The organism is Ideonella oryzae, from assembly GCF_024055665.1.
Classification (GTDB): Bacteria; Pseudomonadota; Gammaproteobacteria; order Burkholderiales; family Burkholderiaceae_C; genus Ideonella; species Ideonella oryzae.
Window position 1 is genome coordinate 53,748 of the sequence record NZ_JAMXMC010000008.1, and the last position, 21,121, is coordinate 74,868.

Here is a 21,121-nt window from a genome sequence, read left to right on the forward strand (position 1 = left end):
GCCACAGGCTCAGAACAGGTGGCCGACGTTGAGCAGCGTCAGCACGCCCAGCACCGCGAAGATCAGCGCGGCGATGCCGTGTACCAGGGGCATGGACAGCTTGCGGGCCAGCTTGTCACCCAGGAACACGGCGGGCACGTCGGCCAGCATCATGCCCAGCGTGGTGCCGGCTACCACCGGCACCAGCTGGTCGTAGCGGGCGGCCAGCGCGACAGTCGCGATCTGGGTCTTGTCGCCCATTTCGGCCAGGAAGAAGGCGAGGACGGTGGTGCCGAAGACGCCGAAACGCTGGCGGCCCTCGGCGGCGTCATCGTCGGCCTTGTCGGGGATCAGCATCCAGCCGGCCATGGCGATGAAACCGATGCCGATGACCCAGCGCAGCAGCGAAGGGCCCAGTTGGGCGGCAATCCAGGTGCCAACCGCGCCAGCGGCCGCATGGTTCAAGACCGTGGCGGTGAAGATGCCCAGGATGATGGGCAGAGGACGCTTGAATTTGGCCGCCAGCAGAAAGGCCAGCAACTGGGTCTTGTCACCCATTTCACCCAGGGTGACGACCCCGGTCGAGATCAGAAAAGCTTCCATGAAAGATCCTGGGGCCGGCAGACATGCAATGACCGCGCGACATCTCCGGCCCTCCAGAGGTCACGCAGTCAAAGGTCTTGCCAGGCGGATGGGCTGCCGACGCCATGGCCATCGCGGCCAAGTGTGTTGACGTCGACCCCTGCGGGTGATGCAGGGCGGCTACTCCCCAATGACGAGGCGCGACTATAGCCGAAGCGGCTGCCGGCACTGAGGGGCTGCGGCGCGCTGGCGCAGACCAGGCTGCAGCGCGGAGGCGCCGATCACGTGACCTCAGGGCGCGCGAGGTCCCAAGCGGCCAGGACTTGCCGCGACATGTGCCGGCGCAGTGATTCATTGATTTGGAGGATGCATTCCGATCTTGCTCGTCCGCGCCCTGTTTCTGCGGGGGGCTCGGTGATACTGTGGGTGGCATTGCAAGCCAGACCTTTTGAAGTATCCCGTCGTGGCTGCTCCGTCGCCTGCGGGGGGGACTTGATTGCAAGGAAGCCAAAAAATTGGTGCGCCAGCCATGAAGAGGTTTCATGGCCTGGATCTGCTGCGTGGCCTGGCAGCATTGACCGTGGTGTTTTGGCATTGGGTCCATTTCTTCTTCAATGGAACTCAATACGGAGGTCGGTCGCCTCACAGCTATCCCCTTTACCAGATCCTGTTTCCCTTCTATGAGAAGGGGTTCAAGGCGGTCGACCTGTTCTTCACCATCTCGGGGTTTGTTTTCTTCTTCATGTACATGGACATGATCAGGGGAAGAAGGATCACCGCCCCGACGTTTTTTGTCCTGCGATTCTCCCGGCTTTACCCATTGCATTTGCTATCCTTGATGCTGGTGATCATTCTGCAGCAGTGGTATGAGTCCATCCATTCGACGAGTCTTGTTTACAGATTCAATGATCTGAAGCATTTCATCCTGAACCTGCTGCTCTTGAATTCATGGGGGCTGGAGAGCGGCGAGTCCTTCAACGGTCCGTCCTGGTCCATTTCCGTTGAGGCCTTTCTCTACTGCGTGTTCTTCGTCTTTGCGCTCAAGACGAGGATCGGGCTCCTCGGCACCTGGCTGATGGCCTTGGTCCTTTTTGTGGGGGTGGATGCGCTGTATCACCCCTTCGCAAGGGGGCTGGGATCCTTCTTTTTCGGTGGGGCAGCTTTCTTGGCCTACGAGCACATCACCAGCCATGCGCGCAGGGGTGCCATCGAGGTGGCCTTGGCCTGGGTGGTTCCACTGCTTTGGGGCGCCACGTTTCTGCTGATGGGGCTTGTGTACGGCGCCTTCGGGCCCTGGGGGAGTCTGGTGCATCCAGTGTGGGCTCAGAAGTTCTTCTCAATCATGTCGAAGGTCTGGCCCAACATGGTTCTCTTCCCAGTCACCATTCTTTCGATGGCTCTTTCAGAGAACAGGCTGAAGGTGTATTTTTCAAAGGTTTCTTTTCTTGGGGATATTTCCTACTCGACCTACCTTCTTCATTTTCCTCTGCAAATATTTTTTGTGCTGTTGTTCTCGGCGTTGGGATTTGGGCAGGAGGTCTTCACGAGTGCCTGGATGCTGCTGCTTTTCATCTCGACGCTCGTTGCCGTCGCCGGCATCTCGTTCAGATATTTCGAAAGACCTGCCCAGAACCTCATCCGGCGTGCAGCCAGCACCGTCCTTGGCCGTGGACGGGCTTCATAAGTTGGAGTCGTTGCGCCTGGGCGAGGGGATGTGTGTGCGTCTGGAATGGGAAAGGGATGAAGATGACAGACCGTGTTTCCGCCTTGTCGGTCCTCTTTGAGGACATTGGCTCAGAGGTTCGTGCCCGGCGCGACCCAGAGTATCTCTACACCGCAGCAACGATCGGGGCGCTTGGTGCATTGGCCTGGGGCGTTGCAACGATCGCCACGGTCCAGGGGGCGGGCGGCATTCCGTCATGGCGGCATCCGGCCGTGGCGGGGGCGGTGGCCAGCTTGATGTTGACCTGGGCGGTGTGGCAGAAGATTCAGCGCGAGCACGGCATCTATGTGGCCCTGAGAACCGAGCAACTGCGCATCGCTGGGTTGTTGGCTGAGGCCACCGGGGTCTCGCAGGAGGAACTCCCCGCGGGGCTGCGCCTGGGCGTGACCGCGGGGGCAGGGCATCGGGCGTCTGGCGTCGTCATCGGCAGCACCTGTGCAGCGACGGTCCTCTTCTGCCTGTCCATCTGGTTGCTGCGGTAGTCTGGATGGCGCGGAACGACGCGCTTCGACGCCAGCGGGCCGTCCAAGGTCACCCCACCTGTGAGAACCAGGCCTGCCGACGCTCGTGTGGATCGACCCAGCCATGGATGTGGCCTGCCCGGAGGGACTCGAACCCCCGACCTGCTGCTTAGAAGGCAGCTGCTCTATCCAGTTGAGCTACGGGCAGCAGCGGCGCGGATTCTAAGGCCCAAGCCTGCGGCAGGTCCGTCGGGCCATCACGGGCCCCTCTCGGGGCGGTCAACGCATACACTGGTTACATGGACGGCCTCTTCCTCGCCCCGTTGTCTCTGGTTCGGAGTTGGCATGCCTCGGCGGCTGCGTGACTGGCTGTTTGGGCGACGCGGCGCCGCGCGCTGGCAGGAAATTGCCCAGTGGGGTGAGGCCCAGGGTTGGCAGTTCAAGACCACGCCGGCCCACGATGGCTTCGTGATGGAGCAGGCTGGCGCAGACGGCAGTGTCCGCATCGAGTGGGGACCTTCGCAGCGGCGCTACCTGGGCAAATGGGAGCTTCGTTTGCGGGCCGAGACGGGACTGGACCCCCAGGCCTATGCCCTGGTGATGCCCAAGGTTCTGATGCAGGGCTTGGAGCGCGAGGTGTTCGTCCAGTTCACCGGTGGCGTTCAGACCCGCCTGGACGAAGAAACCCCGGAGGAAATGCGCTGGCTGGCGATGAGCCCCCGTCTGGGGCAGACCCAGCTGGGGCCGTTGAAGGCCTGGTACGCCGCCGTTGGCAACAGTCTGGGCTGGATCGCTGACTGGTTGCGCAGCGGACTGGGTGAGCAGTTGCTGCACTGGGGCCATCTGACGGACCAGGCCAATGCCGCGGGCTCGGCCGCGGGGCAACTGCCCAGCTTTGCCTTGCTCGTGTACCGCGGCCATCTGGTCATGCGCCGGGCGCTGTCCGAGCCGGAGGTTTCGTCCATCCGAGACAGTCTGGCCCTTTTTGACGGTGCTTTGCGTGAGGCCCGCCTGCGCTGCGACGGCTTCGAGGATTCCACGCCTTGATGCCACGCAAGCCCTGGCCGGAGCCCAGCGCTTGGACAGGCGGTATTTCGGTGCAATGTTTGACGGACCGGTTCTGGCAGTGCTTGCCGCACAATGACAGGGAGCCTGAAGTCCGGGGTTCCTTCAGCAACTGTGACGGCGTTGCGCTGACGTAACTGGCGCAATGCGTCACTCTGTTTACGTCTGGTTGCATGCTAGAGTCAAACCGAAAACGGCCCGCATGGCCAACCCCCAAGATGAAAAGAAACAGGGTTCCGGAACTTCTGCTGACTTGCCTGGCATGGGCGGCCGCGACGACTGCGCAAGGTGCCAGCCTGGGTGTACCGCAAGGACAGGTGGTTCTGGGGCAGACCCTGCGGGTCTGGGTGCCCTTGGACACCGATGGCGACAGCCCGGTGGCCCCGGCATGTGTCACGGCCGATGTGCAGGCCGGTGACGCGAGCCTGCCCTCCAATCAGGTGCGTGTGAAGCTGTTGGCCCGCAGCGAGCCAGGGCAGTGGATGGCGCAGGTCACCACCACGTCTCCGGTGGAAGAGCCGGTGCTGAAACTGACCCTGTCCGCAGGCTGTACCGGCAAGTTGGCCCGTCAGTTCGTGCTGCTGGCTGACCCGCCTTCTCAGGTGGCGGATGTGACGGCGTCGGCAGCGCCCATCAAGGGGGCTGCTCCCGAGGTTTCTGAACTGCCGAAGGCCTTGGCGCCGGTGGCTCCTGTGCCGCGCAAGCACCACGCGGCCGTCAATTCCAGCACGCGTGCCCGACCGGTCGAGCCGGGCGTCGTGGCGCCGCACGGCAAGTCCTCCAGCGCTGGCCGCCCTCGGCTTCAGCTTGAGGCCGTGGAGCCGCCCGATGTGGCACCTTTGGCCGCCAGCGCAGCGGCGTCGGCGCCGTCCGTCGCCGTTGCTGCTTCTGCGGCAGCAAGCATGGCGGTCGCCGCGGCCGCCTCACAGCCTGCTGCGGCGTCCTCGGCCGAGGCCGCCTTGCAGGCGCTGCGCCGAAATTCGGATGCCATGCGTCTGGCCAATGAGGAGTTGCACCGACGCCTGGATGCCGCAGAGCAGCGCAACACCTGGCTGTTGCTTGGGCTGGGCGGAGTGATCCTGGCTCTGGGTGTGGGTGGTGTGCTCTTGTGGCGGCGTCAGAAGGCCTTGATGCAGTCCCGGCCCTGGTGGTCGGATGACCACGATCTGCGTCGGGTGCCCATGGTGAAGGCGGATGAGCCCGAGGACGAAGGGGACGAATGGGTCCATTCCGATCCTCCCCCGTCCGAGCCTGCCGTCAGGACTTCCGGGTTTGCGGCGCCCAGTGAATGGGCTGGTGAAGCGCCTGTGGTGCCCAGCGAAGAGACCGTTCCCTTGCCGGATGCCGGCACGCTGGCCACAGCGGTCAGTGCCCCCATTCAGTTTTCCCATACCGACGCACCTGCTGCTGGAGCGTTCAACCCCAGCGCCACGATGACCTTCGGGCCGGTGGATGCGCCGCGCGAGGTGTCCGTCGAGGAACTGCTCGATCTGGAACAGCAGGCCGACTTCTTCATTGCACTGGGGCAGGAGGATGCGGCGATCGAAGTGCTGATGTCTCACCTGCGCAGCACCGGCGGGCAGAGTCCGTTGCCGTACACCAAGCTGCTGGAGATCTACCGTCGGCAGGGCGACCGCAGTGCCTACGAGCGGGTGCGGGCCCGGTTCAATCGTCGCTTCAATGCCTATGCGCCCGATTGGGACCTGGGGCCCATGCATGGTCGGACCCTGGAGGACTACCCGGAAGCCGTCGGTGAGATCGAGGCAGCCTGGAAGGCACCGCTGGATGCGATGGCCGTGCTGGAGGGCATGCTGTTCCGCCGGGACGAGACACGTGAGTTGTTCGACCTCCCGGCCTACAGGGATCTGCTGGTGCTGTACGCCATTGCCCGAGACCTGTGGCAGGCGGCCGGTGGTCAACAGGACCAGGTGGACCTGCTGCTGCCGATGTTCGACACCCCGGCCACAGGCGCGGGCCCGGACATGGACGCCATGCACCTCGACCTGGACCTGGACCCGCCAGCCCCGAAGCCGGCTTCTGACAAGCCCAGGAACTGAGGCGCGACCGGTCCCGCTGCTGGCTCAGAGACCCTGCAGCCGGTCCAGTGCTTGCCTCAGCGTCTGGTCCTGCTTGGCAAAGCAGAACCGGATGAGCTGTCGCTTGGGGGCTTCGGCGTAGAAGGCCGACAGAGGAATGGCGGCCACGCCTGCACGTTCGATCAGCCAGCGGCAGAAATCCGCATCGTTCAGGTCGCTGATGGCGCTGTAGTCCACGCACTGGAAGTAGGTGCCTTCGCAGGGCAGCAGCTGGAAGCGGGTGGCAGCCAAACCCTGGCGGAACAGGTCCCGCTTGCGCTGGTAGAAGGCGGGCAGGTCCCGATAAGGGGCCGGGTCGGCCAGGTAGCGCGCCAGGCCGTGCTGCATCGGGGTGTTCACGGTGAACACATTGAACTGGTGAACCTTGCGGAATTCGGCCATCAGTGGTGCGGGGGCCGCCACGTAGCCCACCTTCCAGCCGGTGACGTGGAAAGTTTTGCCGAAGCTGGACACCACCACGCTGCGTGCGGCCAGCTCCGGGTCGCCGCTGACGCTGGCATGCGGCCGGCCATCGAACACCATGTGCTCGTAGACCTCGTCGGACAGCACAAGGATGTCGGTCGGGCGCAGCAGGTCCCGCAACTGGGCGCGTTCAGCCTCAGTCCACGCCGTGCCCGAGGGGTTGTGGGGCGTGTTGATGATCAGCAGCCGCGTGCGGGGGGTGAGGGCAGCCGCCAGGCGGTCGAAATCCACATGCAGGGTCTGCGGGTTCAGCGGCACCCGCACGGTGCGTGCGCCGGCCAGTGCGATGGACGGCTCATAGCTGTCGTAGCAGGGCTCCAGCACCACCACTTCGTCGCCCGGCTGCACCAGGGCCAGCACCGCGGTGAGCAGGGCCTGCGTGGCACCCGCGGTCACGGTGATCTCGCTGCCCGGATCGTAGCGGTGGCCGTGGATGGCGGCGATCTTGCCTGCGATGGCCTCGCGCAGGGCCGGCACGCCAGCCATCGGCGGGTACTGGTTGTGCCCCTCGCGCATGGCCTGGTTCACGGCGTCCAGCAGGGCCGGGTCGCCTTCGAAATCCGGGAAGCCCTGGCCCAGGTTCACCGCACCGTGCTGCTGGGCCAGGGCCGACATGACGGTGAAGATGGTGGTGCCCACCTGCGGCAGGCGGGAGCGGACGGGTGGGGTGCGGGGGTCAAAGCTCATAGCTGTCTCCGGTGCTGTTCATGGCCCGCTCGATCAGGTGACGCGAGAGGCGGTCGGAGAGCAGCTCCGCAAAAGTCAGCACATAACTGCGCAGGTAGGCGCCGCGGCGGAAGGCCACGCGCGTGGTGTTGGTGCCAAACAGGTGGGCTGCGGGCTTGCTGATCAACTCGCCATTGGGCGGCTCGGAGGCCATGGCCATCTCGGCCACCACGCCCACGCCCAGGCCGGAGCGCACATAGGTCTTGATCACGTCGGAGTCGATGGCCTCCAGCACGATGTTGGGCGTGAGTCGGCGCTGGGCAAAGGCCTGATCGATGCGCTTGCGGCCCGTGAAGGCGGGTTGGTACGAAATCAGCGGCAGCTCGGCCAGTTGCTCCAGGCTGGGGCGTTCCACGGCGGCCAGCGCATGGTCGTGCGGCATCACGATCACGTGCTGCCATTCGTAGCAGGGCAGGGTGACCAGTTCCTCCACATCGGCCAGCGACTCGGTGGCGATGCCGATGTCGGCGGTGTCGTCCAGCAGCATCTGCGCGACTTGCTCGGGCGTGCCCTGGTGCAGGCTGATCTTCACCTTGGGCAGGCGCTTGCTGAGTTGGGCCACCGCGTCGGGCAGGATGTAGCGGGCCTGGGTGTGGGTGGCGGCAATCGAGAGCCGACCGGCATCCTGCTTGGAGAATTCCTCGCCAATGCGCTTGAGGTTGGCCACCTCGCGCAGGATGATCTCCACCGACTTCAGCACCTCCAGGCCGGGCTCGGTCACGCGCTTGAGGCGCTTGCCGTGTCGCACGAAGATGTCCACGCCCAGTTCCTCCTCCAGCTCCAGGATGGCCTTGGAGATGCCTGGCTGGGAGGTGTAGAGGGCCTTGGCGGTTTCGGTCAGGTTGAGGTTGCGGCGCACCGCCTCCTGGACGAATCGGAACTGATGCAGGTTCATCGGCAGGTGGGCTTCAAGGCAGGAGAGGGGGCGGGTCCAGCGCGGCCAGGGCCATGGCCTCGATCACCCGGGGTGACTCGCCCACGGCCGGACGCAGCTGCCAGGTGACCCCAGGATGGCGTTGCTGCAGGGCGGCGGTGCGCGCAGGAAGGTCCTTGCGGACATGGCCGCCAGCACCCAGGAAGAGCGGCACGATCTCGACCAGGGTGCAGCCCTGGGACACCAGGGCGTCGCCGGCCTCTTCCAGTGTGGGTGTCAGAAACTCGAGAAACGCCAGCCGCACGGGCAGGCCGGGCTGGGCGGCCCTCACCCGCTCGACGGTCTCGTGCAGGGGGCCGGCCCAGCCGGGGGCCCGGGCGCCGTGGGCAAAGAGGATGAGTCCGCGCATGGTTGTGCCGATCAGCGGTAACGCACCAGCCAGGTGAAGGCCGCCAGTGACAGCCCCAGGTACAACAGGCTGGGCAGGGATGAGGCGAGCCAGGGGGTCCAGGCATGCAGCAGGCCGAGGTGACCCACCACGTTGTTGAGCAGCACGAAACTGATGCCCAGCATGATGCCGCCGAAGACCTTCAGGCTGATGCCGCCAGAGCGCGCATGCAGGTAGGCGAAAGGCAGGGCCAGTGCCACCATCACGATGCAGGCGAAGGGGTAGAACACCCGCTTCCAGAACTGCAGCTCGTAGCGCTGGGAGGTCTGTTCCTGGTCACTCAGATGCTGGCTGTAGCGCCAGAGCTCGACGGTGGACATCGAATCGATGGGCGAAATGGCGGCGGACACCAGGCCGGTGTCCAGCGTGGTCGGCCAGTCGAGCGTGGGCTGTTCCTTGACCGTCAGGGGCTGATCGAAGGAGGCCGGCCAGGTGGTGATGTTCACCTTCTCCAGGTGCCAGACCGCCCCGTTGCGGCCACTGTCGGCCACCGCACGGTCGGCCTCGATGCGCGAGATCAGCTGCCCGTCGGCGTCATGCTCGAAGATGCGGATGCCCCGCATCACATCATGGCGCTCGCTGCTGCGCACATTGATCGAGTAGTTGCGTTCGCCCTGGGGCGTGCTGCGCCGCTCCTTCAGCCAGGCCCCGGCTTTGGAGGACCACACGCTGGTCCCCCGCTGCTTGGAGCGCAGCTGGCTGGCCTGCTGCTCACTGAGGGGTGCGACATATTCGCCGATCACGAAGGTGAGCGCGCCCAGCAGCAGCCCCAGCCCCAGCAGCAGGGTCAGGGCCCGTTCCGGCCCCAGGCCGGCTGTACGCAGGATGGTGAATTCGGAGGACTGGGCCAAACGCGCCATGGCGTAGATGGTGCCGATGAGTACCGCGATCGGGCCGAGTTCATAGAGCCGTCCGGGCATGGACAGCGCGGCCGACAGCGCGGCCCGACCCAGCGTGTAGCCATCCCGGCCGACCCGGCCCAGTTCATCCAGGAAATCGATGAAGAAGAACAGCGCCAGGAAGGCCAGCGCCACGAAAAAGACCGACCACAGCACATCGCGGTAGATCAGCTTGCGGACGGTCTTCATGCCGTGCCTCCCTGCGGAGCGGGGCGCCGGGTGCGCCGGCTGGTCACCGTGGCATGGTCACGCCACCAGATCAGGGCCAGGGCCGCCAACAGGGTCAGGCCATGCAAGGTCAGCAGCGTGGGCACGATGTGCACCTTGCCCGCGCCCACCCAGGCCTGGCTCAGGTTCACCAGGTTGAAATAGATCAGAAAACCCAGCAAGGCCAACAGCAGATTCCAGTTGCCCGGGCGCCGTGGGTTGGTGGCCGCAGCCCCAATGCCCAGCAGCGACAGATTGATGCCGCCCAGCAGCAGCCCCATGCGCCAGGTCAGCTCGCCCATGTTGGCCGGCGTGGGGTCGCGCAGCAGTCCCAGGGTGTCGATGGCCTTGGGTGGCAGGGCCGACGGGTTGGCGACCGGCTTGTCATCCACCAGCAGCCGGAAGCGCTCGAACTGCATGCGGTTGTTCTCGCCGTTCTTGGCGTCGTGCTCGTTGCGGTGGCCCACATCCAGCACCAGGGTTCGGCCCTCCGCACCGTTCTCGATGTGGCCACTGTGGGCCGTGGTCACCGATTCCGCCTCGTTCTTCTTGGTGAGCAGGAACACGTTGCGAGCCACGCCGGCCGTGTCGCCATTGCGCTCGATGAAGAAGACCCGGCTGCCGTCCGAGGAGCTCTGGAAGGCGCCCGGCGCCACGCGAGACAGGTCGGAGCGCTGCTCATAGCGCGTCTTGATCTCGGCCGTCTGCTGGTTGACCCAGGGCCACACCACCAGCACCAGCACGCCCAGCCCGGCGTAGACCGGCCAGGCCATGCGCATCACCGGGCGGATGAAGCGGTCCAGGCCGACGCCAGCGCTGAACCAGATGGCCATCTCGCTCTCGCGGTACATCCGCCCCAGGCTGAGCACCACCGCGACGAACAGCGACAGGGCCAGCATCAGCGGCAACTGGCCGGCGGCGTTGAAGCCCAGCACCAGGGCCACATCCTGCGGCGAAACCGAGCCGTTGGCGGCCAGGCCCAGGGTGCGGATCAGCATCATGGTCATCACGATGGTGAGGATGACCACGAGGGTGGCGCCAAAACTGCGGGCCAGTTCCTTGCGAACGGATGAATCGAATAACATCAAAAGCTCATTTCAATCGAGACGGATTATGAACTTTCAAGCTCTGGCGGCCACCGCCGAAGGACTTGCTGCCGTCGCGGCGGACACGCTGATCGCGGTCCTGCCCGCCGAAGGCACCCTGAAGACAGGCGATGCCGCCCTGGACGCGGTGCTGGCACCGCTGGCCAAGCAAGGCGACTTCGAGCGCAAGTCCGGGCGCACGCTGTACCTCAACGCCCCCGCCGGCTTCAAGGCTGCGCGCCTGGTGCTGAGCGTGGCCAAGGATGCTTCGCCCAAGGCCTTCCGCACCGCGTTGGTGGCTGCGCTGGCCCTGCTCAAGGGCCGCGGTGTCAAGCATCTGGCCGTGAGCCTGGTGGGCGCCGCCCCCGAGGCCGGCCATGCCGAGGTGCTGCCCCTGTGCGTGGACCAGCACAGCTACGTTTACACCGCCACCAAGCCTTTGGCCGAGAAGCCGGTGCTGCCGGCCAAGGTGTCCTTCGTGGCTGACAAGGCTGCGATGGCCGCCGTCAAGGGCGGCCTGGCCCTGGGCGAGGGCATTGCCGCCGGTGTGGCGGTGGCACGCGAGGTGGGCAACCTGCCGGCCAACGTCTGCACACCCACGTACCTGGGCGAGCAGGCCAAGGGCCTGGGCAGCGAGTTGGGCCTGTCCGTGCAGGTGCTGGACCGCAAGGCCATCGAGAAGTTGGGCATGGGTTCCTTCCTGTCCGTGACCCGCGGTTCCGAAGAGCCTCCGCGGTTCATCGTCATCGAATACCACGGCGCGGCCAAGAAGGACGCGCCGCTGGTCCTGGTGGGCAAGGGCATCACCTTCGACACCGGTGGCATTTCGCTCAAGCCAGGTGCCGACATGGATGAGATGAAGTTCGACATGTGCGGGGCGGCCAGCGTGCTGGGCACCATGCGCGCAGTCGGCCAGCTCAAGCCCAAGGTCAATGTGGTTGCACTGATCCCGACCTGCGAGAACATGCCCAGTGGCACGGCCACCAAGCCGGGCGATGTGGTCACCAGCATGTCGGGCCAGACCATCGAGATCCTGAACACCGACGCCGAGGGCCGCCTGATCCTGTGCGACGCGCTGACCTATGCCGAGCGCTTCAAGCCTGCGGCCGTGGTGGACGTGGCCACGCTGACCGGTGCCTGCGTGGTGGCCCTGGGTCATCACCATGCCGGCCTGTTCGCGGCCGACGATACGCTGGCGGCCGACCTGCTGGCAGCCTCTGCCGAGGCGCTGGATCCCTGCTGGCGCATGCCGTTGGACGAGGAGTACGACGAAGGCCTGAAGAGCAACTTCGCCGACATGGCCAACGTGGGTTCCCGCGCGGGTGGCGCCATCACGGCCGCCAAGTTCCTGCAGCGCTACACCAAGCAGTACCCCTGGGCCCATCTGGACATCGCTGGCGTGGCCTACCGCGCCGGTGCGGCCAAGGGCGCCACCGGCCGCCCGGTGGGTTTGCTGACCCACTTCGTGCTGTCCCGCGCTGCCAAGCGCTGAGCACGACAGGAGCCAGAGCTTGGCGCAGATCGTCTTTCTGACGGGGGTCCAGGACAGGATCGCCTTGGCGCAGCGTCTGGTGCGCAAGAAGGTCCGCGAAGGCGGACGCGTCTGCGTGCTGGGCGTGACGCCGGATCTGCGCCGGCTCAGCCATGCGCTGTGGAGCGAGCCCCAGCTGGAGTTTCTGCCCCATGTCCACACCCGGGTGAGCCCCGAACCGGTGGTTCGGGACCTGACCCCGGTGTGGCTGGTCGAGCAGGCGGTCGAAGGACTGGCGTGCGACAGCGTGATCAACCTCGGGGTTGAACTGGTCGATTGGACCGCCCGCTTCGAGCGGGTGGCCGAGATCGTCGGCGTGGACGACGCGGCGCGCGCATCGGGCCGCCAGCGCTGGAAGGCCTACGAGCGGGCCGGCCACGAACTGCTGCACCACGCTGGCGGCTGAGCGCGGCCGGCCCCGCGCGCTGCCGAACCTTCCTGGTGCCCGTTCGCACCGTCTCCGCACCTCTTTCGAATGTCCCTTGGCATGGGGATTGCGTAGCTTGGTGCAAGCCTTCGGCAACGGGTGTTTTGCTCCGGGGCAACCCGGTGTGCACACGAGTTTCGCAGCGGTCTTTTTGGAGTATCGTTGCCCGCTTGTCGAGAGCCATTCACATCGACATTTCAATTCATCCTTCTGAGGAGATTCGAATCTATGCAAGTCAAACTGAATGTGATCGTCGCGGCTGCCGTGGCACTGGCGGCCGGCTCGGTGTACGCCGAAGACCTGGTGGTCAAGATTGGTCACGTCGGGCCGACCAGCGGCGGCATTGCGCACCTGGGCAAGGACAACGAGAACGGTGCGCGCATGGCCATCGACGAGTTGAACGCCAAGGGCGTGATGATCGGCGGCAAGAAGGCCAAGTTTGAACTGCTGGCCGAAGACGACGCGGCGGATCCCAAGCAAGGCACGGCGGCGGCGCAGAAGCTGGTGGACGAGAAGGTCAACGGCGTGATCGGTCACCTGAACTCGGGCACGACGATTCCGGCCTCGAAGATCTACTCGGACGCGGGCATCCCGCAGATCTCGCCGTCGGCGACCAACCCGAAGTACACCCGTCAGGGCTTCAAGACCACCTTCCGCGTGGTGGCTGACGACGTGCACCTGGGCGGCACGCTGGGCAAGTACGCGGTGACGACGCTCAAGGGCAAGACCATTGCCGTGATCGACGACCGCACGGCCTATGGCCAGGGCGTGGCCGACGAGTTCGAGAAGGGCGTGAAGGCCGCCGGTGGCAAGGTGGTCAAGCGCGAATTCACCAACGACAAGGCCACGGACTTCACCGCCATCCTGACCTCCATCAAGGGCACGAAGCCGGACCTGGTCTTCTACGGCGGCATGGACGCGGTGGCCGGCCCGATGCTGCGCCAGATGAAGCAACTGGGCCTGAGCGCCAAATTCATGGGCGGCGACGGCATCTGCACGGGCGAGCTGCCCAAGCTGGCCGCGGGCACGATGGCCGACGACCAGGTGGTGTGCGCCGAGGCCGGCGGTATCGACCAGAACGACAAGGCTGCGGTGAAGGCGATGGAAGACTTCCGCGCGAAGTTCAAGAAGAAGTTCGGCGCGGACGTGCAGATCTATGCGCCGTACGTGTACGACGCGACCAACGTGATGGTGGCGGCGATGGAGAAGGCGGGCTCGGCGGACCCGGCCAAGTACCTGCCGGTGCTGGCCAAGACCACGGGCTACAAGGGCGTGACGGGTGTGATCAGCTTCGACGAGAAGGGTGACATCAAGAACGGCGCCCTGACGCTGTACACCTACAAGGGCGGTGTGAAGACCTCGCTGGGCGTGGTGCACTGATCGATCCCCACAGGATCCTCCGATCCTGTCACCCAGGCCGCCTTCGGGCGGCCTTTTTCATGGCGCGGAAGACCTGGGGGCTCAACTGCCCCGCATGGCCTGCAGCATGGTCTTCACGTTGTGCTCGAACAGGTGCAGATAGGTGTCGGCGGGACCTCCGGCGGGCGACAGGGTGTCGGCATAGAGCTCTCCGCCAATGTGCACGCCGGCCTCGCGGGCGATCTGCTGCATCAGCCGTGGATCGCCTGCGCTTTCCAGGAACAGCGCGCGCACATGCTGGGCGCGCAGTTCGCGCACCACGCGTGTGACGTCCTTGGCGGACACCTCCTCTGCGGTGGTCCATCCCTGAGGGGCCAGCCAGGTCACACCGTACTCGGCGGCGAAGTAGCCGAAGGCGTCGTGCGTGGTCACGGCGCGGCGCTGGGCCGGTGCGAGGGCGCCGATCTGCGCCCGGACGCGCGCGTCGAGGCCTTCGATGTCCGCCAGGTAGCGGGCCGCCTGTTGGTCGATTCGCGCGGCCTGTCGAGGCAGGGCGGCCTTCAGTCCGGCCCGGATGTTTCTGACGTAGATCGCAGCGAGCCGCAGGCTCTGCCAGGCGTGGGGATCAGGGTGGCCATCCAGCAGGCGGGGTGTCACGCCATCGCTGGCCACCACCCGGCGACCCTTGAAGCCCGAGGCCTGGATCAGGCGATCCATCCAGCCTTCCAGATGCAGGCCATTGAGCACCACCAGGTCGGCCCGGGCCAGCTTCTGGGCATCTGCTGGCCGGGGTTCGAAGACATGGGCATCTCCTCCGGGGCCGACCAGCGTGTGCACCTCCGCCAGGGGGCCGGCAACCTGTTGCACCATGTCGGCCAGGATGGAGAAGCTGGCGACGACCCGCAGCGGGCCGGTGCTGGCGTTGCTTTCCTGGGCCCAACTGCGGCTGATCGGGCCGAGCGCGGGGCCGGCCAGCAGGGCAGCCAGGGTCCGCAGAGCGGTGGCGCGGTTCATCGAGGGTCTCCGGAAATGAGGTCGGGCGAGCGTCGCAGCAGACTGTCATGCCGGCCGCACAGCAGCGACAGCAGGTACATGGCGCCGGCGCTCAGCACGATGGCTGGCCCGGTGGGCAACTGGGCGTGGTACGACAGCAGCAGGCCCAGCGTGCTGGCCAGCGCAGCCAGCAGGCTGGACAGCAGCATCTGCGGCGCCAGATTGCGGGACCAGAAGCGGGCTGCAGCGGCAGGCAGTACCAGCAGGCCCACCGACATCAGCGTGCCCAGGGTCAGAAAGCCCGCCACCAGATTGCTCACCAGCAGCCCCATGAACAGCGGCCGCATCCAGCGGCTGCCACCGGGCCAGGCCAGACGCAGGAAACCCGGGTCCAGTGTGTCGGCAATCAGCGGGCGGGCGAACACAGCCAGCAGCAGCAGCGTGCCGCCGGCCACCGAGGCCACCAGCGGCAGGGTCTGCGCATCGGCGGCCAGGATGTTGCCGAACAGCAGGTGCATCAGATCCACGCTGGTGCCTCGCAGGGAGACCAGCATCACCCCCGAGGCCAGGGCCATCAGATAGAAGGCGGCCAGCGCAGACTCTTCGCGCTGGGCCGTGAGGCGGGCGGCCTGGTGGGCCAGGGCCGCGACCAGCAGGCCGGCCAGGAAGGCGCCCAGCCCGAGTGCGGGCAAGGACAGGCCGGCGAGCATGAAGCCCAGGGCCGCCCCCGGCAGCAGGGCGTGCGACATGGCGTCGCCCATCAGCGTCAAGCGGCGCAGGATCAGCAGCGTGCCCACGGGCCCGGCGCTCAGGCTCAGCGCCAGGCTGGCCACCCAGGCGCGCCGCATGAAGCCGAATTCGGTGAAGGGCTGGATGAGACCGGTCTGCAGCAAGTCAGCGAGGCTCATGCACTGCAGCTCCCACGGGGCACCGGTGCGGGGAGCACGGGCAGGTAGCCCGCCCGCTGCAGCGGCGCCGGCTGCAACACCTCGGCCACAGGGCCCCAGGCCACGGCATGGCCGGCCAGCAGCAGCGCGTGGCTGAAGTGCTCGCGCACCTGGGCCAGGTCATGCAGCACCGTGACCACGGTGCGGCCCTGGGCCGACCAACGCTGCAGCAGGGCCAGCAGTTCCTGGGTGCTGGGCTCGTCCATGGCGGCAAAGGGCTCGTCCAGCAGCAGGATCTGGGCGTCCTGAAGGATCAGGCGGGCGAACAGCATGCGCTGGAACTGGCCGGTCGACAGCGTCTGCAAGGGCTGGTGTGCCAGATCGGCCAGACCCACCTCATGCAGAGCCGCCTGCACCAGACCTCGCTGAGATCGGGTCTGGCGGCGCCAGGGGCCCAGCCGAGGCCAGAGCCCCAGGGCGACAACCTCGTGAACCTGCAGCGGGAAATAGCGGTCCAGGGCGCTGAGTTGGGGCAGGTAGCCCAGGCGCAGGCCGGGCGCCCGGAGGATGGCGCCGGCGGCGGGGGGGATCTCGCCGGCCAGGGCCGCCAGCAGGGTGGACTTGCCCGCGCCGTTGGGGCCAATGACGGCCGTGAGCGAGCCAGCGGCAAAGTGGCCCGACAGATCCTTCAGCACGGTGCGCGCACCCCGCTGCAGGCACAGTCCATCCAGTCGCAGCACGGCCGATCGCTCTGCGTCAGAAGACATCGTGCAGGGCCCAGACCACGGCCAGCCCCAGCAGTCCCACCACGGCGCTGGCGGCGCAGGCTCGCGCCAGGACACCGCTGGCCAGCAGCCAGCGGCTGTCGGAAAGAGAAGGGCGGGAAGGCATCTTATTGAGAATGAATTTTCAAAGTCGAAGTATGCCAGAATCGATCGGACCATGAAGCGAGCCACCCGCCAGCGCAGTGCCATCCGTGCCGCCATCGCAGCCGCGGGCAGGCCGCTGTCGCCGCTGGAGGTGCTGGAAGGCGCGCGCAGCGACGTGCCGGCCCTGGGGCTGGCGACGGTCTACCGCAACCTGCGGCTGCTGTTGGACGACGGCGAGATCCAGGGCGTGAACCTGCCGGGCGACAACGTGCGCTACGAACTGGCCGGGCATGACCACCACCATCACTTCCAGTGCCTGGCCTGCCAGCGGGTGTTTGACATCCATGCCTGTCCTGGCGATCTCCAGCGGCTGGCACCACCGGGCTTCGTCGTCGAGGGCCACGATCTGACCCTGTACGGCTACTGCGCAGATTGCCGCGCCAGTGCCGTGGGCGGGCAGGGGGTGCGGGCCGTGGGCGTGGGGGCATGTTCTTGAGACTGGCTGGCCAGGCCCACCCGTCGCTGCGCAGCTGGCGCGGGTGGTTGCTGGCCGTGGCCCTGGTGGCCATCTGGGCGCAGTGGCACGCGGTGATGCATGCCGAAGAGCACGCGCTGGCCGCCGTCCACCAGCCCACGCACGACAACCTGCTGCCCGTCGACAACTGCCTGGACTGCCTGGCCCAGCATGCCTTGGGCGCATCGCCGCTGGCGGTTTCCTCTCCTTGGCAGGGAGACGCCCTGCCGTCTTTCGACTGTCCCGGCACCGCGACCGAGCGGGCTGTGCCCGCATGGGACTGGCTGTGCGCCTGGCCTCGCGCGCCTCCGCGGGCCTGAGTGCTGCCCTGCGGTGTCCTCTGCTTTCGCAGGGGATGTGACGGCCCTGGGGCCGGCGTGTGCGCCGAGCCCGTGAGCGCCATGGATCTCGCCCGGAATGCGGGATCGGGATTCGTCGAGGAATCAAACGATGCAAGCCAAGTTGCGTGCGGCCGTGCTGCGGCCGTTGTCGATCGTCTGCCTGGGCCTGGTGGGCCTGGGCGCCCAGGCCCACGAACCGGGCGCCCATGTGCACGGGGCGGCCGTGCTGCGGGTGGTGGTGGATGGCAACACCCTGAATGCCGAATTGGAAAGTCCGCTGGACAACATCCTGGGCTATGAACATGCGCCCGGCACGCCACAGGAGCAGCAGGCGGTGAAGCTGGCCGTGGCCGCCCTGCGCAAGCCGGGGGGCATCCTGCAGCCGACACCGGCCGCGCAGTGCACCCTGCAGAAGGTCAGCCTGGCCTCGGCCGCGCTCACGCCCGCCATGCTGGGGGGGGCCGGGCCGGCCACGCCCCCGTCCCCGAATGAGCCCGCGGGCCATGCCGACCTGGACGGTGACTTCAGCTGGCAATGCGCCAAGCCGGAGTTCCTGCACTCTCTGCGGGTGGACCTGTTTCTGGCCTTCCCACGGCTGCACAAGATGCAGGTCGAGGTGGCCGGGCCGAAGGGGCAGTCGGCCGCGACGCTGACCGAGTCCCACCGCACCGTGCAATGGTGAGGTGCCGGCGTGAGCAGTGCTTGTCTTTTGAAAGCCCAGGACCTGGTGTTTCGCTGGCAGCGGGGTCAGGCGCCCTGTCTTGAACTGGCGGACTTCGAGATCCAGCCTGGAGAGCGCTTGTTCGTGCATGGCCCCAGCGGCAGCGGCAAGAGCACCTTGCTGGGTCTGCTGGGGGGCGTGCTGCGGCCTGAGCGTGGCCGCATCATCCTGCAGGTGGAGGGGCGGGCTGTCGAACTGGGCGGTCTGTCGGACCGGGAGCGGGACCGGCTGCGCGTGGACCACATTGGCTTCGTCTTCCAGCAGTTCAACCTGGTGCCCTATCTCTCGGTGCTGGACAACGTCTGCCTGCCGTGCCGCTTCTCGGCCCGGCGGCGCCAGCGCCTGGCGGGGGACGAACGCGCGGAGGCGCGGCGTCTGCTGCGGGCGCTGGATCTGGGGCCGGCGTTGGAGGCCACGCCGGTCACCCGCCTGTCGGTGGGGCAGCAGCAGCGTGTGGCGGTGGCCCGGGCGCTCATTGGTCGACCCGAACTGCTGATCGCCGACGAGCCCACCTCGGCGCTGGATGCGCAGCGGCAGGCGGGCTTTCTCGAACTGCTGTTGCAGGAGTCGGCGGCCAGCGGCGCCAGCGTGGTGTTCGTCAGCCACGACGAGCGCCTGGCGGCCCACTTCGACCGGCGGGTGGCGCTGGCCGAGCTCAACCGCGCTGCGGCGCTGGCCGAGCTCAACCGCGCTGCGGCGCTGGCGGAGACCTGAGCGATGCGACACCTCTTCCAATTGGCCTGGCGCAGCGCCTGGAACCGGCGCGGCACCCTGGGCCTCACGGTGATGTCCATCGCCTTGTCGGTGATGCTGCTGCTGGGCGTTCAGCACCTCAAGGGCGCGGCGCACGAGAGCTTCTCGCGCAGCGTCTCGGGTACCGACCTGGTGGTGGGCGCGCGCACCAGCCCCGTCCAGCTGATGCTCTATGCCATCTTCCGGCTGGGAGACGCCACGAACAACATCCACTGGTCCAGCGTCGAGAAGCTCGCGCAGGACCCGGCGGTGGCCTGGGTGGTGCCGCTCTCGCTGGGGGACTCTCACCACGGCTTTCCGGTCCTGGCCACCAGCAGCGGCTACTTCGAGCACCTGCGCTATGGCTACCAGCAGCCGCTGGTGATGGCCCAGGGTCGGCCCTTTGCCGACGCTGTGCCAGGCCTGTTCCAGGTGGTGCTGGGGGCCGAAGTGGCCCACGAGCTGGGCTACGGCCTGGGTCACCGCATCACCCTGAGCCACGGCAGTGGTGGCGAGGGCCTGGTGGAGCATGCCGACAAGCCTTTCACCGTGGTGGGCATCCTGGCGCCCACCGGCACGCCGGTGGACCGCACCCTGCACATCAACATGGCCTCGATGGAGGCCATTCACCTGGATTGGGCGGGCGGGGCGCCGATGCCGGGGCTGGAGATCCCGCCCGATCTGGTGCGCAAGTTCGACCTCACACCCAAGGAGGCCACGGCCGCCCTGGTGGGCCTGAAGAACCGGGCGGCCGTGTTCAAGCTGCAGCGGCGCATCAACGAGGGCGAAGGTGAGCCCCTGCTGGCCGTGATGCCCGGGGTGGCGCTGGACCAGCTCTGGACCCTGCTCTCGACCCTGGAGCGCTCGCTGATGGCCATCTCGGCCATGGTGGTGGCGGTGGGCTTGGCGGGCATGGTGGCGGTGGTGCTGGCCAGCCTGGGCGAGCGGCGGCGCGAACTGGCCATCCTGCGCTCGGTGGGGGCGGGCGGCTGGCAGATCGGCTTTCTGCTGGTGGCGGAGAGCCTGTCGGTGACGTTGGCGGGTCTGTTGCTGGGCGCGGGCTTGCTGGTGGCGCTGGTGCTGCTGGCGGGGCCGACGCTGCAGGCCCACTGGGGCCTGGTGCTGCAGACCCACAGTGTGCAGCCCGCGGAGTGGCAGGTGCTGGGGGTCGTGCTGGTCGCGGGCGGGCTGACAGGCCTGATCCCGGCCTGGCGGGCCCGGCGCATGGTGCTGGCCGATGGGCTGACCCCCCGTGTGTGACCCAAGGAGTTTGACGATGTCTTTGTTGCGTTTGCCAAAGTGGGGCAGGGCTTGGTCGGTGCCCGTCACCCTGTTCTGCCTGAGCGCCAGCGGAGCCTGGGCGGCCGCACCGGTGGCGGTGGCTGTGGTGGCGGGGGCCTCGGCTCCGGCCCGCGCCGAGAAACCGCTGCCCACCGCCCCGGGGGACTACAAGACCACGGCCTGGAAGGCCCTGGTGCCCAAGGATTGGGACCCCAGCCAGGCCTTCAAGGGGCTCAACCTGCTGAGCCTCAAGGACGGTGACACCAAGGCCAACACTGCGCTGGAGCGCATGCGCCAAGTCTGGGATGCCGCCCCGGCGGAGCCCAGCATGGAGGGGGCCGACATCCGGATCCCCGGCTATGTGGTGCCGCTCGAAGGTGACGAAAAGGGGCTGCGGGAATTCCTGCTGGTCCCGTACTTTGGCGCCTGCATCCACAGCCCGCCCCCGCCGGCCAACCAGATCATCCACGTCACGCTGAGCAAGCCGGCGGTGGGCGTGAAGTCCATGGATGCCATCTGGGTCTTCGGGCGTTTGCACCTGGCCAGCAGCAGCACCGACATGGGCAAGTCGGGCTACCACATGGATGCCCAGATGACGACGGTCTACCAGTCCACGCGCTGATCACACGTTCTGGGCAGAGCCCCAAAGAAAAAGCCCCGCAGCACAGGCTGCGAGGCTTTTCATGTCTTGGCGGAGGGAGCGGGATTCGAACCCGCGGTGGGCTATTAACCCACACACGCTTTCCAGGCGTGCGACTTAAACCGCTCATCCATCCCTCCGCGGGATAAGCCCATCATGATAGCGCATGAACTGAGCTCATGCTGCATTCGGTTCAAAAAATTCGCTCCTGCCTGCGGC

23 protein-coding genes, 2 tRNA genes and 1 riboswitch are annotated in these 21,121 nt (G+C 66.8%); of the genes, 13 read left to right on the forward strand and 12 right to left on the reverse strand.

The genetic code is table 11. The annotated features are described in order from the left end of the window. Positions 1–9: 9 nt before the first annotated feature. Positions 10–582 (reverse strand): TMEM165/GDT1 family protein, encoded by a 573-nt coding sequence (locus M0L44_RS14490; RefSeq protein ID WP_252770516.1) that lies wholly within the window; start codon positions 580–582, stop codon positions 10–12. 10 nt (positions 583–592) lie between these two features. After that, positions 593–762, reverse strand: a riboswitch (yybP-ykoY riboswitch). Positions 763–1,090: 328 nt separating this feature from the next. Here M0L44_RS14490 and M0L44_RS14495 point away from each other — a divergent pair. Continuing rightward, positions 1,091–2,245: an acyltransferase family protein gene (locus tag M0L44_RS14495; RefSeq protein ID WP_252770517.1), complete on the forward strand. Its 1,155-nt coding sequence runs from the start codon at positions 1,091–1,093 to the stop codon at positions 2,243–2,245. A 56-nt stretch (positions 2,246–2,301) separates the two neighbouring features. Continuing rightward, positions 2,302–2,766 carry a hypothetical protein gene (locus M0L44_RS14500; protein WP_252770519.1) on the forward strand — a complete coding sequence of 155 codons (465 nt, stop codon included), beginning with the start codon at positions 2,302–2,304 and terminating at the stop codon, positions 2,764–2,766. Between the two features lie 110 nt (positions 2,767–2,876). On the opposite strand, the gene M0L44_RS14505 is transcribed toward M0L44_RS14500, so the two are convergent. Next, a tRNA-Arg gene (locus M0L44_RS14505) sits at positions 2,877–2,953 on the reverse strand. Between the two features lie 137 nt (positions 2,954–3,090). On the opposite strand from M0L44_RS14505, the gene M0L44_RS14510 reads away from it, so the two are divergent. Beyond that, positions 3,091–3,792 (forward strand): hypothetical protein, encoded by a 702-nt coding sequence (locus M0L44_RS14510; RefSeq protein WP_252770521.1) that lies wholly within the window; start codon positions 3,091–3,093, stop codon positions 3,790–3,792. Between the two features lie 464 nt (positions 3,793–4,256). After that, entirely contained in the window at positions 4,257–5,867 is a 1,611-nt protein-coding gene (locus tag M0L44_RS14515; protein ID WP_252770522.1) for a type IV pilus assembly protein FimV, read from the forward strand. Between the two features lie 24 nt (positions 5,868–5,891). Here the strand turns inward: M0L44_RS14515 and M0L44_RS14520 are convergent, their stop codons facing one another. From M0L44_RS14520 to lptF, 5 genes are read right to left on the reverse strand one after another with little or no spacing between them, the layout of a single operon-like run. Beyond that, the gene (locus M0L44_RS14520) at positions 5,892–7,055 is read right to left on the reverse strand and encodes a pyridoxal phosphate-dependent aminotransferase (protein WP_252770524.1); all 1,164 of its coding nucleotides are present in this window, start codon (positions 7,053–7,055) and stop codon (positions 5,892–5,894) included. After that, positions 7,045–7,989, reverse strand: a complete 945-nt coding sequence (locus M0L44_RS14525) for a CysB family HTH-type transcriptional regulator (RefSeq protein WP_252770526.1) — start codon at positions 7,987–7,989, stop codon at positions 7,045–7,047. Before M0L44_RS14525 ends, M0L44_RS14520 begins: the two co-directional genes overlap by 11 nt. A 13-nt stretch (positions 7,990–8,002) precedes the next feature. Continuing rightward, positions 8,003–8,377 carry a sirohydrochlorin chelatase gene (locus tag M0L44_RS14530; protein WP_252770529.1) on the reverse strand — a complete coding sequence of 125 codons (375 nt, stop codon included), beginning with the start codon at positions 8,375–8,377 and terminating at the stop codon, positions 8,003–8,005. Positions 8,378–8,388: 11 nt separating this feature from the next. Next, a complete protein-coding gene (gene lptG / locus M0L44_RS14535; RefSeq protein WP_252770531.1) occupies positions 8,389–9,504 on the reverse strand; it encodes an LPS export ABC transporter permease LptG in 1,116 nt (371 codons plus the stop codon). Beyond that, positions 9,501–10,607 carry an LPS export ABC transporter permease LptF gene (gene lptF / locus M0L44_RS14540; protein WP_252770533.1) on the reverse strand — a complete coding sequence of 369 codons (1,107 nt, stop codon included), beginning with the start codon at positions 10,605–10,607 and terminating at the stop codon, positions 9,501–9,503. Before lptF ends, lptG begins: the two co-directional genes overlap by 4 nt. Before the next feature lie 28 nt (positions 10,608–10,635). Here lptF and M0L44_RS14545 point away from each other — a divergent pair, with 28 nt between their 5' ends. The 3 genes from M0L44_RS14545 to M0L44_RS14555 all read left to right on the forward strand — a co-directional run bounded on the left by M0L44_RS14545 (position 10,636) and on the right by M0L44_RS14555 (position 13,945). Continuing rightward, positions 10,636–12,099 carry a leucyl aminopeptidase gene (locus M0L44_RS14545; RefSeq protein WP_252770535.1) on the forward strand — a complete coding sequence of 488 codons (1,464 nt, stop codon included), beginning with the start codon at positions 10,636–10,638 and terminating at the stop codon, positions 12,097–12,099. Positions 12,100–12,118: 19 nt separating this feature from the next. Beyond that, positions 12,119–12,544, forward strand: a complete 426-nt coding sequence (locus M0L44_RS14550; protein WP_252770536.1) for a DNA polymerase III subunit chi — start codon at positions 12,119–12,121, stop codon at positions 12,542–12,544. Between the two features lie 249 nt (positions 12,545–12,793). Next, a complete protein-coding gene (locus tag M0L44_RS14555; RefSeq protein ID WP_252770538.1) occupies positions 12,794–13,945 on the forward strand; it encodes a branched-chain amino acid ABC transporter substrate-binding protein in 1,152 nt (383 codons plus the stop codon). Positions 13,946–14,026: 81 nt separating this feature from the next. Here M0L44_RS14555 and M0L44_RS14560 read toward each other — a convergent pair whose 3' ends face one another. From M0L44_RS14560 to M0L44_RS21995, 4 genes are read right to left on the reverse strand one after another with little or no spacing between them, the layout of a single operon-like run. After that, positions 14,027–14,938: a metal ABC transporter solute-binding protein, Zn/Mn family gene (locus M0L44_RS14560; RefSeq protein ID WP_252770541.1), complete on the reverse strand. Its 912-nt coding sequence runs from the start codon at positions 14,936–14,938 to the stop codon at positions 14,027–14,029. After that, positions 14,935–15,825 carry a metal ABC transporter permease gene (locus tag M0L44_RS14565; protein WP_252770543.1) on the reverse strand — a complete coding sequence of 297 codons (891 nt, stop codon included), beginning with the start codon at positions 15,823–15,825 and terminating at the stop codon, positions 14,935–14,937. The genes M0L44_RS14560 and M0L44_RS14565 overlap by 4 nt, the downstream gene beginning before the upstream one ends. After that, positions 15,822–16,571: a zinc ABC transporter ATP-binding protein AztA gene (gene aztA / locus M0L44_RS14570; protein WP_252770545.1), complete on the reverse strand. Its 750-nt coding sequence runs from the start codon at positions 16,569–16,571 to the stop codon at positions 15,822–15,824. The genes M0L44_RS14565 and aztA overlap by 4 nt, the downstream gene beginning before the upstream one ends. Continuing rightward, complete coding sequence (locus tag M0L44_RS21995) at positions 16,561–16,695, reverse strand: hypothetical protein (RefSeq protein WP_256490293.1); 135 nt, start codon at positions 16,693–16,695, stop codon at positions 16,561–16,563. Before M0L44_RS21995 ends, aztA begins: the two co-directional genes overlap by 11 nt. Positions 16,696–16,746: 51 nt before the next feature. On the opposite strand from M0L44_RS21995, the gene M0L44_RS14575 reads away from it, so the two are divergent. From M0L44_RS14575 to M0L44_RS14600, 6 genes are all read left to right on the forward strand, one after another. Beyond that, on the forward strand, positions 16,747–17,169 hold the full coding sequence (locus M0L44_RS14575; protein ID WP_252770546.1) for a Fur family transcriptional regulator: 423 nt from the start codon (positions 16,747–16,749) through the stop codon (positions 17,167–17,169). Then, on the forward strand, positions 17,160–17,507 hold the full coding sequence (locus M0L44_RS14580) for a hypothetical protein (RefSeq protein WP_252770547.1): 348 nt from the start codon (positions 17,160–17,162) through the stop codon (positions 17,505–17,507). Before M0L44_RS14575 ends, M0L44_RS14580 begins: the two co-directional genes overlap by 10 nt. 130 nt (positions 17,508–17,637) lie before the next feature. Further along, positions 17,638–18,210 carry a DUF2796 domain-containing protein gene (locus M0L44_RS14585; RefSeq protein ID WP_252770548.1) on the forward strand — a complete coding sequence of 191 codons (573 nt, stop codon included), beginning with the start codon at positions 17,638–17,640 and terminating at the stop codon, positions 18,208–18,210. Positions 18,211–18,219: 9 nt separating this feature from the next. Next, entirely contained in the window at positions 18,220–18,963 is a 744-nt protein-coding gene (locus M0L44_RS14590) for an ABC transporter ATP-binding protein (RefSeq protein ID WP_435526424.1), read from the forward strand. A gap of 3 nt (positions 18,964–18,966) precedes the next feature. Then, on the forward strand, positions 18,967–20,241 hold the full coding sequence (locus M0L44_RS14595) for an ABC transporter permease (protein WP_252770549.1): 1,275 nt from the start codon (positions 18,967–18,969) through the stop codon (positions 20,239–20,241). A 16-nt stretch (positions 20,242–20,257) separates the two neighbouring features. Beyond that, the gene (locus M0L44_RS14600) at positions 20,258–20,884 is read left to right on the forward strand and encodes a DUF3299 domain-containing protein (RefSeq protein WP_252770550.1); all 627 of its coding nucleotides are present in this window, start codon (positions 20,258–20,260) and stop codon (positions 20,882–20,884) included. Positions 20,885–20,951: 67 nt separating this feature from the next. Here M0L44_RS14600 and M0L44_RS14605 read toward each other — a convergent pair. After that, positions 20,952–21,042, reverse strand: a tRNA-Ser gene (locus M0L44_RS14605). Positions 21,043–21,121: the final 79 nt, after the last annotated feature.

Coding starts and splice junctions, on each gene's coding strand:
- M0L44_RS14490 (WP_252770516.1), bottom strand. CDS start 582: ATGGAAGCTTTTCTGATCTCGACCGGGGTCGTCACCCTGGGTGAAATG.
- M0L44_RS14495 (WP_252770517.1), top strand. CDS start 1,091: ATGAAGAGGTTTCATGGCCTGGATCTGCTGCGTGGCCTGGCAGCATTG.
- M0L44_RS14500 (WP_252770519.1), top strand. CDS start 2,302: ATGAAGATGACAGACCGTGTTTCCGCCTTGTCGGTCCTCTTTGAGGAC.
- M0L44_RS14510 (WP_252770521.1), top strand. CDS start 3,091: ATGCCTCGGCGGCTGCGTGACTGGCTGTTTGGGCGACGCGGCGCCGCG.
- M0L44_RS14520 (WP_252770524.1), bottom strand. CDS start 7,055: ATGAGCTTTGACCCCCGCACCCCACCCGTCCGCTCCCGCCTGCCGCAG.
- M0L44_RS14525 (WP_252770526.1), bottom strand. CDS start 7,989: ATGAACCTGCATCAGTTCCGATTCGTCCAGGAGGCGGTGCGCCGCAAC.
- M0L44_RS14530 (WP_252770529.1), bottom strand. CDS start 8,377: ATGCGCGGACTCATCCTCTTTGCCCACGGCGCCCGGGCCCCCGGCTGG.
- lptG (WP_252770531.1), bottom strand. CDS start 9,504: ATGAAGACCGTCCGCAAGCTGATCTACCGCGATGTGCTGTGGTCGGTC.
- lptF (WP_252770533.1), bottom strand. CDS start 10,607: ATGTTATTCGATTCATCCGTTCGCAAGGAACTGGCCCGCAGTTTTGGC.
- M0L44_RS14545 (WP_252770535.1), top strand. CDS start 10,636: ATGAACTTTCAAGCTCTGGCGGCCACCGCCGAAGGACTTGCTGCCGTC.
- M0L44_RS14555 (WP_252770538.1), top strand. CDS start 12,794: ATGCAAGTCAAACTGAATGTGATCGTCGCGGCTGCCGTGGCACTGGCG.
- M0L44_RS14560 (WP_252770541.1), bottom strand. CDS start 14,938: ATGAACCGCGCCACCGCTCTGCGGACCCTGGCTGCCCTGCTGGCCGGC.
- M0L44_RS14565 (WP_252770543.1), bottom strand. CDS start 15,825: ATGAGCCTCGCTGACTTGCTGCAGACCGGTCTCATCCAGCCCTTCACC.
- aztA (WP_252770545.1), bottom strand. CDS start 16,571: ATGTCTTCTGACGCAGAGCGATCGGCCGTGCTGCGACTGGATGGACTG.
- M0L44_RS21995 (WP_256490293.1), bottom strand. CDS start 16,695: ATGCCTTCCCGCCCTTCTCTTTCCGACAGCCGCTGGCTGCTGGCCAGC.
- M0L44_RS14575 (WP_252770546.1), top strand. CDS start 16,747: ATGAAGCGAGCCACCCGCCAGCGCAGTGCCATCCGTGCCGCCATCGCA.
- M0L44_RS14580 (WP_252770547.1), top strand. CDS start 17,160: ATGTTCTTGAGACTGGCTGGCCAGGCCCACCCGTCGCTGCGCAGCTGG.
- M0L44_RS14585 (WP_252770548.1), top strand. CDS start 17,638: ATGCAAGCCAAGTTGCGTGCGGCCGTGCTGCGGCCGTTGTCGATCGTC.
- M0L44_RS14595 (WP_252770549.1), top strand. CDS start 18,967: ATGCGACACCTCTTCCAATTGGCCTGGCGCAGCGCCTGGAACCGGCGC.
- M0L44_RS14600 (WP_252770550.1), top strand. CDS start 20,258: ATGTCTTTGTTGCGTTTGCCAAAGTGGGGCAGGGCTTGGTCGGTGCCC.